The sequence below is a fragment of the Trinickia sp. Y13 genome (genome assembly GCF_029522115.1).
Taxonomy (GTDB): domain Bacteria; phylum Pseudomonadota; class Gammaproteobacteria; order Burkholderiales; family Burkholderiaceae; genus Trinickia.
The window spans coordinates 34,782-51,411 of record NZ_JAKWFK010000003.1 but is presented as its reverse complement, the minus strand read 5'-3'; the positions used below and the strand labels follow the sequence as shown (position 1 = coordinate 51,411).

The window sequence follows — 16,630 nt, the reverse complement described above, 5'->3', positions numbered from 1 at the left end:
TCGTTTACTCGATCGCATCGGGAACCTCCGGGTGAATCGCGGCGCTTGCATCACTCGCTATCCATCAAGGTTAGATCGCCGGGTTGGATCTTTCCGTCGGAACGACCCTTCAGATACGTATAGAGATCCTCCCAATGCTTTTGCATTCTGGGACTCGAACTGAAGTCGGGCATCCCCTTGGCGAGACGGCCGCCGAAAATCGTGCGCTTGAACTCCTTTTCGTCGATGACTTTCAACGCGTCGACCAACGAGGGGCCGACGAGGCCCTGCTGCTGCGCCCCGTGGCAGCGCTCGCAATCGAGCGCGCGCCAGGTATGCCAGCCATCGAACGTCCGCTTGTCGACCTTGTTGCCGTCGACGACCTTGTACGTCACCTGCTGCGCCAGCGCCGGCTGATTCTGAGCAAAGACAACGGGCAAAGCGACGACGGCGCCGATTGTCGTCAGCAACAGGATGGAACGGCCTCTCATACAAACGTCTCCTTCGATATGTCGTCATGGCCCGCGACGCTCACCCCTATGAGCAGCGCGCCGCGGGCGGATACAACTCGGTTACTCTTTCGAACGTTGCAGCGCTTTCGCGCACCGCTCTCGCGTCCCGCGCGCAACGCCCGTCCACGCCGTCAGCTCTTCCCGGGCAACGCGAACACGAACAACGTGCCGCCCAGCGCGGTGTACTTCGCGAGTTCGCGATAGCCGCCCACGGCGCCCAGGCCCTCGTTGGACTTCTTCAGCCCGGCCGCGAGACCGATACCGGCCCAACCGCCAATGCCCGAGTACACGCCCACGTACTGCTTGCCGTCGTACTCGTAGGTGAAGACGTTGCCGATGATGCCCGAGGGCGTCTTGAACTTCCAAAGCTCCTTGCCCGTCTTCAGGTCGACCGCTTTCAAATAACCCTCGAGCGTGCCGTAGAAGGCGATGTCGCCCGCTGTCGTCAACGCGCCCGACCACACGGAGAACTTCTCGGGCTTGGACCAGACGATCTTGCCTTTGGCCGCATCCCATGCGATGAAGTTGCCCATCGCGTTCTCGACAGTCTTGCCCTGGTTGGCGCCACCTACGCCCGGGTCCTTCGGGCCGGGGTACATCGAGAGCGTGGCGCCGACATACGGCTGACCGGCGGTGTAGTCCACTTCGAACGGCTCGTAGTCCATGCAAACATGGTTCGTCGGCACGAAAAAGAGCTTCGAGTTCGGATCGAACGACGCGGGCTGCTCATCCTTCGAGCCGAGCGCGGACGGGCAAATGTTCTTCACGTTGTGATCCGCGCCCGCAGCCTGCGTCGAATACGCCACGTTGCGAACGGGCTTGCCGCTCTTCATGTCGATGTGATCGGCCCAATTGACCGCCGGGTCGTACTTCTGCGCGACGAGGAGCTCGCCGGTCGCGCGATTGAGCGTATAGGCGAAGCCGTTGCGGTCGAAGTGAACGATCGCGGGCACCTGCTTGCCCTTGATCGTGAGGTCGGCCAGGATCATCTCGTTGACGCCGTCGTAGTCCCACTCATCGTGAGGCGTCATCTGATAGACCCATTTCGCCATGCCCGTGTTCAGGTCGCGCGCGAAGATCGTCATCGACCACTTGTTGTCGCCGGGCCGCTGCGTCGGGTTCCACGTCCCGGGGTTGCCAGACCCGTAGTAGACGAGATTGAGCTTCGGATCCCACGCGTACCAACCCCACGTCGTGCCGCCGCCCAGCTTCCACTGATCGCCCTTCCAGGTTTTCACGGACGAATCTTGGCCGACGGGCATCATCTTGCCGTCGGTCCACGTCATGGTCTTCTCGGGATCCAACAGGATTTCGTTGTCGGGCCCCGTGCTGTAGGCCGTCCACGCGGGTTTGCCGGTCTTGATGTCGTACGCGATGATGCGCCCGCGCACGCCGAACTCGCCGCCGGAAATGCCGGTCAGCACTTTATCGCCGAATACGTGCGGCGCGTTCGTATTCGTCTCGCCCTTCTTCGCATCGCCGTTCTTCGCGGTCCAGACGACATCGCCCGTATTCGCATTGAGCGCGACGAGCGTCGTATCGGCTTGCTGCAGGAAGATCTTCCCGTCTCCATACGCAACCCCGCGGTTGACGGTGTCACAGCACATCACCGAGACAGTCTGATCGTCCTGCTGCGGCTGATACATCCACTTGAAGGTCTGATCCTTCAAGCTCACCGCAATGACCTTGTTGGGGTACGGGGAGTGGATATACATCGTGTCGCCCACGACGAGCGGCGAGCCTTCGTGACCGCGCAACACGCCCGTGGACATCGTCCAGGCCACCTGCATGTTCTTGACGTTCGAGGCGTTGATTTGCTTCAGGGAGCTATAGCGGTGATTGGCATAATCGCCTGCCTGCGATGCCCAGTTCGCAGGGTTCTTCATCAACCGGTCGAGATCGGGATCCGCGTGTGCCGCGAGTGTCGTGAAGGCCCCTGATGCAAGCATCGCGAGCCCCAGAACCATGGTGCGTAAGTTCATTGCTCCTCCAGAATTTGTCTTGCTGTCTAACTCACGAACGAATGACCCACGCTACCTGATCGCATCGGGCGCGCTCTCTCGAATGCGGGTAACGATTTACGCTGTCGTCCTCTTCGGGGGTAGGCTTCATTGGCGTGAGCAGGCACAACGCACATTCCATGCCGGTGTGCAGTGCCGCACGCGTCGTGGAAACGGCTTGAAAGAGCATGGCCTTTGGGCATGCGCATTAGCGGCCGAGCGTCGTAGCGAGAAACCCCGTAAAGGCTCGCGCAGGGCATTTCCCCGCCGCGGCGCAGCAATGCTTGTCGCGGCCGGGCGCCCACAGCGCGAGACATACTGTGTCAATTCCGCGATGACACGCGCGGCGCGTGCTCGCACGGTGCAACGTCAGTGGGCGGTGCGAGCCGGCGCCTCGGGGCAAGCACGTCCCTTCGAGCCGGCGAGGCTCCCATGCAATGCGCCGCGCCGCACGCGCTGCCGCAAGCGCCTGGTATAGCACCTGCTTAGCTTCGCCCTGCACGCCACGCCCAACGACACGAGTCAGCCGACATGCGAGAAGCCACCGAAAGGCCCTACATCCTGCACATGCTGACGACTGCGCCGCAGATAAGCCCCTTCGACGTCAACATGGCCGCCGATGCGGGCTATCAAGTCATCGTCCCATACTGCAACGTCGAAGCGACGATGGTCATGAGCCTCACGCAAGACGCGATCTTCTCTCGCGGGCCGAAAGGCGTCTCGCGCACGGGCATCTTCATCGGCGGGCGCGACGCGATGCTTGCGGCCGACATGCTCGAGATCGCGCGCACGGCCATGGTGCCGCCGTTCGAGGTCTCCGTGTTCGCCGATCCGAGCGGCTCCTATACGACGGCGGCTGCCCTCGTTGCGCTCGCGGAGTGCCATTTGAATCGCACGCACGCGATGGAGCTCGGCGGCAAGCGCGTGCTGATCCTCGGCGGAACAGGCGCGGTCGGGCGCACCGCCGCGGCCATGGCGGCCTCGCTGGGCGCCGACGTCACCATCGCAAGCCACCATTCGCTCGCGCGCGCGAGACAGGTCAGCGACGAAATCAACGAGCGCCTGGCGATCATGACGACCGCGGCCAGCACGGCGTCCGTCACGGAATTGCGCAACGCGCTCGCCGACACCGAAATACTGCTCTCGGCCTCCACTGCCGGCATACAGGTAGCCAGCGCCGCCGATCTCGCCCACGCACGACGCCTCTTGATCGCCGCCGACGTCAGCGCGGTGGCGCCGGAAGGCATCGCCGGCGTGAACGTCATGAACGACGGTAAGCCGATCGGTTCCAACGGAGACGCCGGGCCGATCGGCATCGGCGCGCTCGCGATCGGCAACGTCAAATATCAAGTGGAGCATCGCTTGTTCGTCCGGATGCGCACCGGCGGCAGCCCGCTGTATCTCGGATACGAGCAAGCATTCGAGGAGGCGCGCGCCGCCGCGGCCGGGCTGGGCTGAGGCCGCACATTGTGCGCAGGCGAGGCCGCGCGATGACGCACTGTGTCACCCTGCCCAATTGAGCGCAACGGCCGCCGACGCTGGCGTTCCCTTCGCAGGCCGCGATGCCTAGCGCGCTACGATCGATCGGGCTGACTGGCATGAAAACTGTTAGATGGGGCCATCGCGGATCGTCGATCGAGCCTGCTCGGCGCATCGGCGAGGGACGCGGCGGCGCTGGCAGACGCACGCGCGCCAGTCGCATGAGTCGCATGAGAATCGAATGGTCCGCAAGGCGCCGTGCTTTGAGCGAGGAGATCGTGATGAGATTGATGCGTTGCGCCATGATGGCGCTCGGTTTCTGCGCCGCCATGGCGGCGGCCGTTTCGGCCCCGGCCTGGGCGGCTGGCGGCGAGGCAACGAGCGCCAGCGCCGATGGCCGGCCGGCCAACGACTATCCCACGCAAGGCCGCGTGGAATACGTGTTGAGCTGCATGGACGAGAACGGCCACGCGTTCGCGAACGTCTATAAGTGCTCGTGCGTGGTGGACAAGATGGCTGCCTCGCTCAGTTACGACCAGTTCGTGGACGAGTCGACGTTCGCCCGCTACGCGTCGCTCGGCGGCGAAGGCGGCGCGGAGTTCAGGACCGATCACGCGCGTGCACGCGGCAAGGCGTTCCGAGCACTCCAGGCGAAGGCGTACCGGGCCTGCGGACTCGGCATGCAGGCCGTGACGGCCGCCAAATAACGGGGCTCGCCACCACGGCGAGTGTGCCGCGTGGTCCGCTAGCGCATCGCGACCCGCTAGCTCGACGCCGCGGCGCGAGAGCGGCACGCCAGCGCCCCGCGCACGGCCGGCTAATCGATCGCCCGTTTCTCATGCAAAGGTTGCGAGGCGCGGCGCCCTGCCTCGCCCGCCCGGCGTCGGGCAAGCCGAAATCTCGCACCTGCACACCTACCTAATGCGACTCCTTATTGAACAGCTGCGCCATCGAGGGTAAAGTTTTCGCAGTTGGCGCGGCACATCGTTAGCGATAACAATGCAACTTTGGTTCGAGCCGCCGCACACGCGGGCAGGAGAAACCGTGGTGCAAGGGGATAAACGTTAAGTACAGAGCGGTGAAGCGACGCAACCGGAGCGCGGTTGCGCGCGTCGCACGCCTTGGAGACAACCCCATGTCATTGGTCGCCGACAGCAGCTCGCACGTGCGTGAAGTGCTAGATGTCGTCAATCGTCATCCGCATTCGATGAGCGAGTCCGTCGCACAGTCATGGACGCGCTGCGTCAACGAGTTCCGGCTCGACCCGGGGCGGTTCGTCATGCCTCCCGTGCTGACCGATTACGAGTTGACTGCGCGCCGCGAGGCCGTGGGCGATTTGATCGCGTGCGCAAAGCTCGAGATGACGACGCTCTATCAACAACTGGCCGACCCCGAACTGGCCGTGGTGCTCGTCGACGCCGATGGGCTGATCGTTCATCAAGTCTCGTCCGTCCCGTTCGCGCAAGCCATCGGCGCCGACGGGCTACGCGTCGGCGCGCTGTGGAGCGAACGCGAAGCGGGGACGAACGGCATGGGCACCTGCATTGCCGAGCGCGATTGCATCGCCGTGCGCCAGCACGAGCATTTCTTTCCGCGCTATACGTCGCTCACCTGCACGGCCGCGCCGATTTTCGACGAGCGCGGCGAGATTGCCGGCGCGCTGGACGTCACGAGCCGCTCGAAGCTGCTGCAGCAGCATTCGCTCGTGCTCGTGGGCATGTCCCGTCAGATGATCGAAAACCGGCTCATGAGCGCCCGATTTCGCGATGTGAACATCATCCAGTTCCACAGCCGGCCCGAATTCGTCGGCACGCTGCATGGCGGCACGCTCGCCGTCAACGACGACGGCGTCGTTCTCGCAGCCAACCGCAGCGCTCTGTTCCAACTCGGCCATCGCTCGCTCGACGAGTTGCGCGGCAAGCCGATCAACGAAGCGTTCAACGCCTCGATCGAGGATATGATCGCTCGCAGCATTCGCGGCTCGTTCCATCCGATCACGGTCTACAGCGCGAACGGCACCAATCGCTTCTTCCTCATCGCGCAGACGCCGCAAAAAACGAGCGCCGCGCGCACCGCACGAATCATTGCGCCGCAAACCGCGGCCGCACCGGCCACGCGCCGTCCCGCGCGCGAAACGCCCGCCCCCGCGGGCCGGCTCGATAAAATCTCGCATCTCGAGTTCGGCGATCCACGCATGGCCTCGCAGATCCAACTCGCCGCGCGCGTCATCCAGCGCAAGATTCCGATCATCGTGCGCGGGCAAACCGGCACGGGCAAAGATGTGTTCGCGCAAGCGCTACACAGCATCAGCCCGCTCGCAAACGGGCCGTTCGTGCCCGTCAACTGCGCCTCGCTTCCCGAAAGCCTGATCGAGAGCGAGCTGTTCGGCTATCGCGCGGGCGCGTTCACGGGCGCCCAGCGCGAAGGGCGGCGCGGAAAAATCGTTCAAGCCAACGGCGGAACCCTGTTCCTCGACGAAATCGGCGACATGCCGCTCGCCTTGCAGGCGCGGCTGCTGCGCGTGATCGAATCGCACGAGGTCTCGCCCCTTGGCGCCGAGACGACCGTGAAGGTCGACTTTCAGTTGATCAGCGCGAGCCACCGAAATCTGCTCGAACTCGTGCAGACCGGGCAGTTTCGCGAGGATCTCTACTACCGGCTCAAAGGCATCGAGATCAATCTGCCGCCGCTCGCCGAGCGTGCCGACAAACTGCCGCTCATTTTGCATCTGCTCGAGAGCGAGACCGAGGATCCGCCCGAGCTGACGCCCGAAGCGCGGCGCGCCCTGCTCGAATACGCGTGGCCGGGCAACATCCGCCAGTTGCGTCACATCCTGCAAATGGCGATCGCGCTATCCGACGGGCAGCCGATTCAATGCGCGCATCTGCCGCCCGAACTGCTACAGGGACAGTGCGCGGCGGCGGCCGAGGTCCACGCGGCCCCGCCCGCGGCCGCCCGCGAGCCGCTACCTCATCTGGCCGAGGATGCCGATATCGACGGGTTGAACGCGATTCAGATGAACGAGCGCGAGACGGTACTGGCCATGCTCGATGAGCATCGATGGAACGTGAGCAATGTCGCCAAGGCGCTCGGCATCAGCCGCAACACGCTCTACCGCAAGATGCATCGGCTGCATATCCGCCTGTCGCACGATGGGACCTTCGACGCATGAATCCGGCGCTAGCGCGCCGGACTGCGCCAAGCCATCACGCTCGCGATATGGCGCGAAGGGCCGCATCGACCACGGCCTCGTGCGTCAGGTTGAAGTGGGCATAGACCGCTGAAGCAGGCGCCGACTCGCCGAAGCGGTCGACGCCGACCACCTCCCCTTCGAGTCCGACATACTGCCGCCACGGCGCCGTCACACCGGCTTCGACGGCGACGCGCGGCACGCCTGCGGGCAGCACCGTGTCGCGATATGCAGGCGGCTGAAGATCGAACACGGTCGTCGCCGGCATCGATACGACGCGCGCGGCGATTCCCTTTTCCGCCAACGGCGCAACCGCCGCGAGCGCGAGCGCGACTTCGGAGCCCGTCCCGATCAGCACGACGCGACGCGGGGCGCGCTCGGCCTCGCCGTTGCATACGAGGCCACCGGACGCGTCGTCCGGCGCCCAGTCGCGCAAGACATAGCCCCCGCACGCAATCGCGTCGACTTGCGCTTGGCTTCGCGCGCAAAACGGCACGGATTGACGCGAGAGCAGCAGGCACGACGGCCCCTCGCGCTGCACCGCGCTAACCCAGGCCTGAGCCGTTTCGACCGTATCGCAAGGCCGCCAGACATCTAGCCCAGGGACCAGACGCAAGCTTGCGGCATGTTCGATCGACTGATGCGTCGGCCCATCTTCGCCGAGTCCGATCGAGTCGTGCGTGAACACGAAGATCGCGCGTGTCTTCATCAGCGCGGCCATCCGCAGTGCATTGCGCGCGTAGTCGGAGAACGTCAGGAACGTCCCGCCGAACGGCAGATAGCCGCGATGCAACGCGACGCCGTTAATCACCGCGCTCATGCCGAACTCGCGCACGCCGAAGTGCAGATAGTTGCCTCCCGTCGGGCCGTGCTCGCCGCCCTGGACGTCGACGCAAGCCGGCCAGTCCGTGAGGTTCGATCCCGTCAGGTCGGCGGAGCCGCCGAGCAGTTCGGGCAGCGCCGCCGCCAAGGCGCAGATCGCGTTTTGCGAGGCCTTGCGCGTCGCCATCGATTGCCCTGCCTCGTGCGCCGTCTGCACGAGCATGCGCGCGGCGTCCGGCCACGTCGACGGCAACGCCCCCGACATACGCCGCTCGAACTCGCCGGCCTCGCGCGGATAGCGCTCGCGATAAGCCGCGAAGCGCTGCGTCCACTGCGCCTCGTCCTGCGCACCCCGAACGCTCGCGTCCCAGAGCGCATAGACCGGCTGCGGCACGACGAACGGTGCGTGCGGCCAGTTCAGCGCGAGGCGCATCGCCGCGATTTCGGCCGCCCCCAAAGGCGCGCCATGCACGTCGTGCGTGCCTGCTTTCGTGGGCGCGCCGCGGCCGATCACGGTCTTGCAGCAGATCAGCGTCGGCCGGCTCGCCTCGCGAGCGCTGGCAATCGCGCGATCGACGGCATCCACGTCGTGACCGTCCACGTCGCGAACGACGTTCCACCCGTAGGCCTCGAAGCGCGAGGGCGTATCGTCGGCGAACCACCGTTGCACGTGACCGTCGATGGAGATGCCGTTGTCGTCGTACAACACGATCAGCTTGGCGAGCCCAAGCGTGCCCGCGAGCGAGCACGCTTCGTGCGAGATGCCCTCCATGAGACACCCGTCGCCGACGAACGCATACGTGTAGTGATCGACGATCCGGTGGCCAGGGCGATTGAACTCCCTCGCGAGCAGCGCCTCGGCTAGCGCCATGCCGACCGCGTTGGCGAGCCCCTGCCCCAGCGGCCCCGTCGTCGTTTCAACGCCGGGCGTCACGCCCGCTTCGGGATGACCGGGCGTCAAGCTGTGTAGTTGCCGAAAGCGCTCGAGTTCGTCGAGCGGCAATGCATAGCCGCTCAGATGCAGCACGGCGTAGAGCAACATCGAGCCGTGGCCGTTCGAAAGCACGAAGCGGTCACGGTCGGCCCACTGAGGATTGCGCGGGTTGTGCCGCAAGTGACGGTCCCACAGCGCGACGGCGATTTCTGCCATCCCGAGCGGCATCCCCGGGTGGCCAGAATTGGCCGCCTGCACGGCATCGACCGCGAGCATGCGCAGGGCATTGGCCATGAGGGCGGTATCTGACGAAGGCAAACGTTCGGCTGCGGCATTCATCGGGGCGTCTCTCCTTGGGTCGCATTCGGGCGCATCGCACGTTCATGCGCGTGCGCGCCGATCCATCAATTGAAGAATCATCGGCGTGAAGATCAATTGCATCGCCAGTCCCATCTTCCCGCCGGGCACGACGATCACGTTCGGCCTCGACATAAAGGAGTCGTGCAGCATCGTGAGCAGGTATTGAAAGTCGATGCCCCGTGGCCGCGCGAAGCGAATCACGACGAAGCTCTCGTCCGGCTGCGGAATCTCGCGGGCGATGAACGGATTCGAGGTGTCGACGGTCGGCACGCGCTGAAAATTCACGTGCGTGCGAGAGAACTGAGGGCAGATGTGATTCACATAGTCGGGCATCCGGCGCAGGATCGTATCGACCACTGCCTCGTGCGAGTAGCCGCGCAGCGTCTGGTCCCGATGCAGCTTCTGGATCCATTCGAGATTGATGATCGGCACCACGCCAACGAGCAGGTCGGCGTGGCGCGCAATGTCGATCTGCACGTCCTCCACGTCCGCGACCACGGCAGCCCCATGCAACCCTTCATAGAAGAGCAAGTCCGTGCCCGCGGCGATCTCCTCCCAAGCGGTGAAGGTCCCGGCTTCCTGCCCGAATTGCACAGCCTCGGCTTCGTCGTGGACGTAGTGCCGGTAGCGCCCGCTGCCTTCGCGCCCGTAGCTCGCGAACAGCTCCTCAAGCTCCCGCAGCAAATTGGCCCCCGGCCCAAAGTGGCTGAAGTCGCGTTTTCCATCGCGCTCATGCTCTTGCATCGCCGCGCGCATGCCCGCGCGATCGTATCGGTGGAATGCATCGCCTTCGACGATCTGCGCGTTGATGCCCTCTCGTCGAAAGATATGCGTGAAGCTCTTCATGACGGTCGTCGTGCCGGCGCCGCTCGAGCCGGTCACGGCGATGATCGGATGCTTGACGGACATACGTTCAGTCTCCGGTGTAATCGTTGGAATCGGCGCCGCTCGGCGAGTGGCACGGTCAGGCAGGGGTCTCCGGCAAGAACAACGAACGCGGATGAAACAGCGGCGACGTGAACGGCTTGTCCTCGCCGCGATCGAACTCGCCGTGATAGCGGGCGATACGCTCCACTTCGATGCGCGAACCGAGAATCACGGGCACGCGCTCGTGCAGCGCGCGCGGCACGACATCGAGAATGCGCTCGCGTCCCGTCGTTGCCGCGCCGCCCGCCTGCTCGATCAGAAAGCTCATCGGATTGGCTTCGTAAAGCAGCCGTAGCCGGCCCGGCATCGATGGCGTCTTGAAGTCGCGCGGGTACATGAACACACCGCCTCGCATCAAGATGCGATGCACCTCCGCGACCATCGACGCAATCCAGCGCATGTTGAAATCGCGCCCCCGGCAGCCCGTGCGGCCGTCCTTGCACTCCTGGACATAGCGCCTGACGGGCGCCTCCCAGAAGCGCTCGTTCGACGCATTGATGGCGAACTCGCTCGTCTCCGCGGGGATGCGAATGTCCGAATGCGTAAGCACGAAGTTTCCGACGTCGCGCTCGAGCGTGAAGCCATGCGTGCCGTTGCCGACAGAGAGGACCAACATCGTCGACGGTCCGTAGACGGCATAGCCGGCCGCGACCTGCTCGCGGCCAGGGCGCAGAAAACCGGTCTCGTCGCGCGCGCCGTCTGTCGCACGCAAGACCGAAAAGATCGAGCCGACGATCCCATTGATGTCGATGTTCGACGAGCCGTCGAGCGGATCGAACGCGAGCAGATACTCGCCGCGCGGATAGTTGGATGGGATCGCATAGACAGTCTCCATTTCCTCGGAGACCATCGCGGCGAGCAGACCATCCCACTCGCAATGCTGGACGAAGATCTCGTTGGTGGCCACATCGAGCTTCTGCTGCTCCTCGCCGTGCGAATTGATCGAGTGCGCACAGCCGTAGTTGCCGCCGAGCGCGCCGCGCGTGAGCGTGGACGAAATCGTCTTGATCGCCGCCGCCACGTCGATCAACAAGGCCGACAGGCCGGTCGCTGCCACCGGAGACGGCTGGCGATCAAGCGTGTCGATCAGGAACTTCGAAAGGGTCGTACGTCCGTCTTGCATCGCGCTCTCCTGCTGCAGTTCAAATCCGGTGTCCGAGCGGCGGCGCGCCGGCATGCGCGGCTCGCTGCGCAGCGGCATGCGACGGCTCGTCAGCATCTTCCCCCTGCGCCGCAAACACTCGGCTCGCGCGAATATCGTCGGCGGCCAGCTCCATCAGGATCTCGCTGGAGACCGGCGCGCCGCTCGCCAGCGATGCCGCGAATACGCGCCGAGCCTGTCTGAGCCGCGCGCGATCGAGCGCGTTGCGCACCGAGCGCGCGTTGGCGAAGTTCGGTTGAGCCTTGCGCCGCGCGATGTATTCGGCAAACGCATCGCGCGCCGCGTCGTCGAATCGGTAGTGCATCGTCTCGAGCATGCGCTCGGCAATCGCGATCAATTCGGACGCCTCATAGTCGGGGAATTCGATGTGATGGGCGATGCGCGAGCGCAAGCCGGGGTTGCTTTGAAAGAAGATGTCCATACGAGCGGCGTAGCCGGCAAGAATCACGACCAGGTCGTCACGCTGGTTTTCCATCGTCTGCAGCAGGATTTCGATAGCTTCCTGGCCGTAATCGCGTTCGTTCTCGGGGCGGTAAAGGTAGTAGGCCTCGTCGACGAAAAGCACGCCGCCCATGGCGCGCTTGAGCACGTCGCGCGTCTTTGGCGCCGTGTGGCCGATGTACTGGCCCACGAGATCGTCGCGCGTGACGGTCACGAGATGATTGCGGCGGATGTAGCCGAGCCGGTGCAGCACTTCGGCCATGCGCAGCGCGACCGTCGTCTTGCCTGTGCCCGGGTTGCCCGAGAAGCACATGTGCAGCGTCGGCGCGCCGCTGGCAAGGCCCAATTGCCTGCGCGCCCGCTCGACGATCAGCAAGGCCGCGATCTCGCGAATGCGCGTCTTCACCGGCACGAGGCCCACGAGATCGCGATCGAGGTCGTCCAGCACCTCGGCGATGCCCGAATCGCGGTACAGCCCCGCAAGATCGACGCTGCTCGCGCAAACGGCTGCCGCCATCGCATCCTCCCGTTGGTGGGGACTCTGGGTCGTGCTCATCGGTCTTTGTCCGCGTAGCGCTCGCCTGCGGGGGCATTCGTTGCGTAACTCGTGATCGAGTAGTGCTGCATGCGGCCGCGGCCCTCGGTTCTAGTCAATCGGAAACCCGGTTCCACAGCGGGGCGATTGACGATGAACGACAGGCGCATCGTCTCGAAGCCACGCACGGAATCGAACGCGTTGACCTTGATGTACAGGTTCGGGTACGTGGTGCGGCAAGCGCGCACTTCCTGCATGACGCCGGCGGCGTCGCGCAGATCGAACATGGGCAGCCCCCACATCTCCCAATAGGTGTTGCGCGGGTGCGGGTCGTCGGTGAATTCCACCGAGCAGGCCCAGCCTCGACCCAGTGCATAGTCGATCTGGGCGGCAATCTCCTCGTCGGTCAGATCGGGCAAGAACGAAAACGTCCCTTGTGTGATTCGCATGGCAATGACCTCGTGTGGGTTCGGTGCGCGTCAGGCGACGCTCGGCGTGACCGCGAAATCGGGCGTATCGGTCGATGCATAGTTGAAGGTCACGTCCTTCCATACGTCGAGCGCCTGCTTGAGCGGCGTGCAAAAGCGCGACGCCGCCTCGAGAATCTGCGGCCCTTCGTTCGCGATGTCGCGCCCTTCGTTGCGGGCCTTGATCATCGCCTCCAGCGCGACGCGATTGGCGATGGCGCCGGCCTGAATACCGCCCGGATGACCGATCGTGCCGCCGCCGAACTGCAGAATCGCGTCGTCTCCGAAGAGATCGACGAGCTGGTGCATCTGCCCCGCATGGATACCGCCCGAGGCCACCGGCATCACCTTGCGCAGGCCGGCCCATGGCTGTTCGAAGAAAAGCCCGCGCGAGAGGTCGGCCGCATTGTGCGATTCGCGACACACGCTGTAATAGCCCTGCACCGATAGCGGATCGCCTTCGAGCTTGCCGACGGCAGTGCCCGCGTGAACGTGATCGACGCCGGCCATGCGCACCCACTTCGCGATGACGCGAAACGAGATGCCGTGATTGCGTTGCCGCGTGTAGGTGCCGTGCCCCGCGCGGTGCAGGTGAAGAATCATGTCGTTGCGCCTGGCCCAGCGCGACATCGACTGAATGGCGGTCCATCCGATCACGAGATCGATCATGACAATGCACGAACCGAGCTCCTTCGCGAATTCGGCGCGCTCATACATGTCTTCGATCGTGCCCGCGGTCACGTTCAGGTAGTGCCCTTTCACCTCGCCCGTCTCCGCCTGGGCGCGGTTCACTGCCTCCATCGCAAACAGAAAGCGATCGCGCCAATGCATGAACGGTTGCGAGTTGATGTTCTCGTCATCCTTCAGAAAATCGAGCCCGCCCTTCAGTCCTTCGTAGACGACACGCCCATAGTTCTTGCCCGAGAGACCGAGCTTGGGCTTCACCGTCGCGCCAAGCAGCGGGCGGCCGTACTTGTCGAGCCGCTCGCGCTCGACGACGATGCCCGTGGGCGGCCCTTGGAACGTCTTCAGGTAAGCAACGGGTATGCGCATGTCCTCCAGACGCAGCGCTTTCAACGGCTTGAAGCCGAATACGTTGCCGATGATCGACGCCGTCAGGTTCGCGACCGACCCTTCCTCGAACAGATCGAGCTCGTAAGCGATGTACGCGAAATACTGCGGCTCGGCGCCCGGCGCGCCCGGCACCGGTTCGATCCGGTATGCCTTCGCGCGGTACATGTCGCAGGCCGTGAGCCGGTCGGTCCAGACGACGGTCCAGGTGGCCGTAGACGATTCGCCAGCGACAGCGGCCGCCGCTTCCTCCGGTTCCACGCCCGGCTGCGGGGTGATGCGAAAGAGCGCAATGACGTCGGTGTCCTTCGGCGCGTAGTCGGGCTGCCAATAACCCATCTCGCGGTACTTCAGCACGCCCGCGGCATAACGCTCGCTCGGCGTGCGGGCCGGCTGCACGGCTGCCCTGCTGAAATCGTTCATGACCTGTCCTCGGGAGTTGACCTGGGTGCGTCTCGATGGGAAACGAAACGCGTGATGTCATCGTATGCAGGCCGATACCCGTTGAATATTCACGATTTCATTCCCGAGACTTAACGGATGCCTTATCGATTGCAGATCGCGAACGCTCAGTGCGCGATGTGCGAGTGCCCGTTTGCGGGTGCCATGTAGCACCTCGCTCGCACAGAGGCGCCGCGATCGCGTGGCACACTTTGCTGCGATTTCGCGACAGTGAGGCGCAAGCTGCAGTCGTTCGCGCCTCGCGCGAGCCCCGCTCAGCTCGAGCGCGCGCGTGGCGCATGTCCCGGCACGGAGCTTGCATCGTTCGCACGCCGATCGGCGACCGGCACGGCGTCGGCGCCGCCGACGGCGACTTCTTCGAATGACTGGATGGAGGACGATCGATGCAATGGACGACACCTAGCTTCACCGACATGCGTTTCGGCTTCGAAATCACCATGTACATCGCAACGCGTTAAGCGGTAACGGGCTGCCCGCCGGGCGCCCGTAACGCAACGCCCACCGAGCCGATATGCGGACGAAGGTCCGCGCGGCCCGCCGCCATCAAGCTCCCGCACCGCCCGGCTGTTCGCCGGCCCATGCGGCCGGCACGTTCAAGAGACGATCGCGCATCAGCGCGACGTTGTCCTTGCTGAAAAGCTCGACCACGTAATTGGCGTCGCTGACGTAGCCGATGAAGCGCCGGTCGACTACCCCACTGCGAGCATGCGATTCGAGCGGCTCAGCCGGATCGATCGCGCACGCCTTCACGAGTGTGAGCCGCTCTGCATTGAGCATCGTCGAAAGCCATGCGGCGAGACTGTCCGACGTGGCATCCCAATCGCTCATCGCATCGGGCGTGTCGCACATGAGCGCCGTCGGCACCCATACGGCCACGCGCCCGTCGCGCAATGCGCGCCGAATCTTGGCCTCGCTCGACGCAAGCACGAGTTCCGGCACGAGGTCTTGCATCAACACGGCATACTGCGCCATGGCGAGCAAACACATGTTGTGCGCAGCCAGTTGGCCCAAGCGCCACTCGGCTTGATACTGCCGCACCTTGTCCACGAAATCGCCGCCGCCCGGAACGATCACCACGCGTCCCCCGCCCACTTCGGCAAGCTCGGTGAGCCAGTTGCGCAGCGCCGGCTCGTGACTGAGGCCGCCCCCGATCTTCACCACCCACATACCGTTGTCCTCGCATGGTTCGATCCGTCCTCGCGGCTTCGTTTCTTTCCGCTCTGCCGCATGCCCGCACAACCCGGTGTTCCGCCGTTCGACGCCAACACAAACTCGTCTGCGCGCCCGGCATGCGCGGCGCAGGCCGGGCCCGGGACCCGCCGGTCGACGTCGTCGCGCTGAACCACACAAGTTCCATGCCATTGAGCCCGCCCGCGTGGGCGTAAGCGAAAGGCAAGCCGGACGTGCTTCGCCGAGGCCGCACCGGTGACACTGTGCGTCAGAACGATAAACAGTCTGTTCGATGAGACGCACCGCAAACGCGGCGAGCGCTAGCGTCTTGGCGCAACGCATACGAATTGCGCAGTCGGCACAGACCTTGCTCCAGGGGCTATTCACGTCTATCCAGGCTTGCGCAGGCCGCCACAAAGGCCGAGCGTAAGCAATGCGACGAAGGCAATGCCCCGCGTTTTCACGAGACGCATGAAGGCGGCGATTGGAGACAGTCATGACTACGACCCACTCGCGCGACGCGCGAGCGCAAACGGTGCGGCGCGAATCGCCGGAGACGGTCACCCGCTTCACGCCTTCGCTAATCGTGTTGCACTGGCTGATCGCGCTCGCGATCATCGCGCTGCTCGCGCTCGGGCTCTATATGGTCGGCCTGCCAAAAGGTTTGCCCATCAAGGCGACGCTGATCAATCTGCACAAATCGCTCGGGCTAACGGTTTTCCTGCTTGTGCTTATCCGCATTGCCGTACGCATGGCCGCGAACCGGCCGCCGCTACCGCCGATGCGACCGTGGCAACGCGCCGCCGCGCGCACGACGCAGGCTTTTTTATACGTCGGGATGGTTGGATTGCCAGTGAGCGGGTACCTGGGATCGTCGTTCAACAAATACGGCGTGCGCTTCTGGGGCTTTGCGCTGCCGGCATGGGGACGGGATGATCCTTTTGTGCGCGGCCTCTTTTTCGGCGCCCATCACGTGCTCGCTTATGCGATGATCGGGCTCGTCGTCCTTCATATCGCCGGGGCGCTCAAGCACGAATTCATCGATCGCGATGCGCTGCTTGCAACCATGCTGCCGCAGCGAGCGAACTCCAAGGCCCAGAGGCCACGCATATGAGGAAC

Annotated in this window: 14 protein-coding genes; 5 read left to right on the top strand and 9 right to left on the bottom strand. The window is 64.4% G+C overall.

Annotated elements, in window-relative coordinates:
• Nucleotides 1-50 precede the first annotated feature (50 nt).
• Together MMB74_RS06445 and MMB74_RS06440 are read right to left on the bottom strand one after the other, a co-directional pair.
• Nucleotides 51-470 carry a c-type cytochrome gene (locus MMB74_RS06445; RefSeq protein ID WP_277427783.1) on the bottom strand — a complete coding sequence of 140 codons (420 nt, stop codon included), beginning with the start codon at nt 468-470 and terminating at the stop codon, nt 51-53.
• A gap of 152 nt (nt 471-622) precedes the next feature.
• The gene (locus tag MMB74_RS06440; RefSeq protein WP_277428178.1) at nt 623-2,458 is read right to left on the bottom strand and encodes a methanol/ethanol family PQQ-dependent dehydrogenase; all 1,836 of its coding nucleotides are present in this window, start codon (nt 2,456-2,458) and stop codon (nt 623-625) included.
• Between the two features lie 564 nt (nt 2,459-3,022).
• On the opposite strand from MMB74_RS06440, the gene MMB74_RS06435 reads away from it, so the two are divergent.
• From MMB74_RS06435 to MMB74_RS06425, 3 genes are all read left to right on the top strand, one after another.
• Nucleotides 3,023-3,949 (top strand): NAD(P)-dependent methylenetetrahydromethanopterin dehydrogenase, encoded by a 927-nt coding sequence (locus MMB74_RS06435; protein WP_277427782.1) that lies wholly within the window; start codon nt 3,023-3,025, stop codon nt 3,947-3,949.
• A gap of 302 nt (nt 3,950-4,251) precedes the next feature.
• The gene (locus tag MMB74_RS06430; RefSeq protein ID WP_277427781.1) at nt 4,252-4,677 is read left to right on the top strand and encodes a hypothetical protein; all 426 of its coding nucleotides are present in this window, start codon (nt 4,252-4,254) and stop codon (nt 4,675-4,677) included.
• 428 nt (nt 4,678-5,105) lie between these two features.
• The gene (locus tag MMB74_RS06425) at nt 5,106-7,142 is read left to right on the top strand and encodes a sigma-54-dependent Fis family transcriptional regulator (RefSeq protein ID WP_277427780.1); all 2,037 of its coding nucleotides are present in this window, start codon (nt 5,106-5,108) and stop codon (nt 7,140-7,142) included.
• A gap of 34 nt (nt 7,143-7,176) precedes the next feature.
• On the opposite strand, the gene tkt is transcribed toward MMB74_RS06425, so the two are convergent.
• From tkt to MMB74_RS06395, 6 genes are read right to left on the bottom strand one after another with little or no spacing between them, the layout of a single operon-like run.
• Nucleotides 7,177-9,255, bottom strand: coding sequence for a transketolase (gene tkt, locus MMB74_RS06420; RefSeq protein ID WP_277427779.1), 2,079 nt, complete (start codon nt 9,253-9,255; stop codon nt 7,177-7,179).
• A gap of 42 nt (nt 9,256-9,297) precedes the next feature.
• Nucleotides 9,298-10,185: a phosphoribulokinase gene (locus MMB74_RS06415; protein ID WP_277427778.1), complete on the bottom strand. Its 888-nt coding sequence runs from the start codon at nt 10,183-10,185 to the stop codon at nt 9,298-9,300.
• Between the two features lie 55 nt (nt 10,186-10,240).
• On the bottom strand, nt 10,241-11,326 hold the full coding sequence (locus tag MMB74_RS06410) for a class 1 fructose-bisphosphatase (RefSeq protein ID WP_277428177.1): 1,086 nt from the start codon (nt 11,324-11,326) through the stop codon (nt 10,241-10,243).
• A gap of 19 nt (nt 11,327-11,345) precedes the next feature.
• Entirely contained in the window at nt 11,346-12,323 is a 978-nt protein-coding gene (gene cbbX / locus MMB74_RS06405) for a CbbX protein (protein WP_277428176.1), read from the bottom strand.
• Between the two features lie 35 nt (nt 12,324-12,358).
• On the bottom strand, nt 12,359-12,790 hold the full coding sequence (locus MMB74_RS06400) for a ribulose bisphosphate carboxylase small subunit (protein WP_277427777.1): 432 nt from the start codon (nt 12,788-12,790) through the stop codon (nt 12,359-12,361).
• A gap of 30 nt (nt 12,791-12,820) precedes the next feature.
• Complete coding sequence (locus tag MMB74_RS06395) at nt 12,821-14,302, bottom strand: ribulose-bisphosphate carboxylase large subunit (protein WP_277427776.1); 1,482 nt, start codon at nt 14,300-14,302, stop codon at nt 12,821-12,823.
• Nucleotides 14,303-14,724: 422 nt separating this feature from the next.
• Here MMB74_RS06395 and pqqA point away from each other — a divergent pair, with 422 nt between their 5' ends.
• The gene (pqqA, locus tag MMB74_RS06390; RefSeq protein WP_008354335.1) at nt 14,725-14,799 is read left to right on the top strand and encodes a pyrroloquinoline quinone precursor peptide PqqA; all 75 of its coding nucleotides are present in this window, start codon (nt 14,725-14,727) and stop codon (nt 14,797-14,799) included.
• 85 nt (nt 14,800-14,884) lie between these two features.
• Here the strand turns inward: pqqA and MMB74_RS06385 are convergent, their stop codons facing one another.
• A complete protein-coding gene (locus tag MMB74_RS06385; RefSeq protein ID WP_277427775.1) occupies nt 14,885-15,508 on the bottom strand; it encodes an aspartate kinase in 624 nt (207 codons plus the stop codon).
• A gap of 499 nt (nt 15,509-16,007) precedes the next feature.
• Between MMB74_RS06385 and MMB74_RS06380 the strand changes: the two genes are divergently transcribed.
• Nucleotides 16,008-16,625 carry a cytochrome b gene (locus tag MMB74_RS06380; protein ID WP_277427774.1) on the top strand — a complete coding sequence of 206 codons (618 nt, stop codon included), beginning with the start codon at nt 16,008-16,010 and terminating at the stop codon, nt 16,623-16,625.
• The last annotated feature ends 5 nt before the right edge of the window (nt 16,626-16,630 follow it).

Bases quoted from the DNA above. Each gene is read 5' to 3' on its own strand.
- MMB74_RS06445 (WP_277427783.1), bottom strand. From the start codon at position 470: ATGAGAGGCCGTTCCATCCTGTTGCTGACGACAATCGGCGCCGTCGTC.
- MMB74_RS06440 (WP_277428178.1), bottom strand. From the start codon at position 2,458: ATGGTTCTGGGGCTCGCGATGCTTGCATCAGGGGCCTTCACGACACTC.
- MMB74_RS06435 (WP_277427782.1), top strand. From the start codon at position 3,023: ATGCGAGAAGCCACCGAAAGGCCCTACATCCTGCACATGCTGACGACT.
- MMB74_RS06430 (WP_277427781.1), top strand. From the start codon at position 4,252: ATGAGATTGATGCGTTGCGCCATGATGGCGCTCGGTTTCTGCGCCGCC.
- MMB74_RS06425 (WP_277427780.1), top strand. From the start codon at position 5,106: ATGTCATTGGTCGCCGACAGCAGCTCGCACGTGCGTGAAGTGCTAGAT.
- tkt (WP_277427779.1), bottom strand. From the start codon at position 9,255: ATGAATGCCGCAGCCGAACGTTTGCCTTCGTCAGATACCGCCCTCATG.
- MMB74_RS06415 (WP_277427778.1), bottom strand. From the start codon at position 10,185: ATGTCCGTCAAGCATCCGATCATCGCCGTGACCGGCTCGAGCGGCGCC.
- MMB74_RS06410 (WP_277428177.1), bottom strand. From the start codon at position 11,326: ATGCAAGACGGACGTACGACCCTTTCGAAGTTCCTGATCGACACGCTT.
- cbbX (WP_277428176.1), bottom strand. From the start codon at position 12,323: ATGGCGGCAGCCGTTTGCGCGAGCAGCGTCGATCTTGCGGGGCTGTAC.
- MMB74_RS06400 (WP_277427777.1), bottom strand. From the start codon at position 12,790: ATGCGAATCACACAAGGGACGTTTTCGTTCTTGCCCGATCTGACCGAC.
- MMB74_RS06395 (WP_277427776.1), bottom strand. From the start codon at position 14,302: ATGAACGATTTCAGCAGGGCAGCCGTGCAGCCGGCCCGCACGCCGAGC.
- MMB74_RS06385 (WP_277427775.1), bottom strand. From the start codon at position 15,508: ATGTGGGTGGTGAAGATCGGGGGCGGCCTCAGTCACGAGCCGGCGCTG.
- MMB74_RS06380 (WP_277427774.1), top strand. From the start codon at position 16,008: ATGACTACGACCCACTCGCGCGACGCGCGAGCGCAAACGGTGCGGCGC.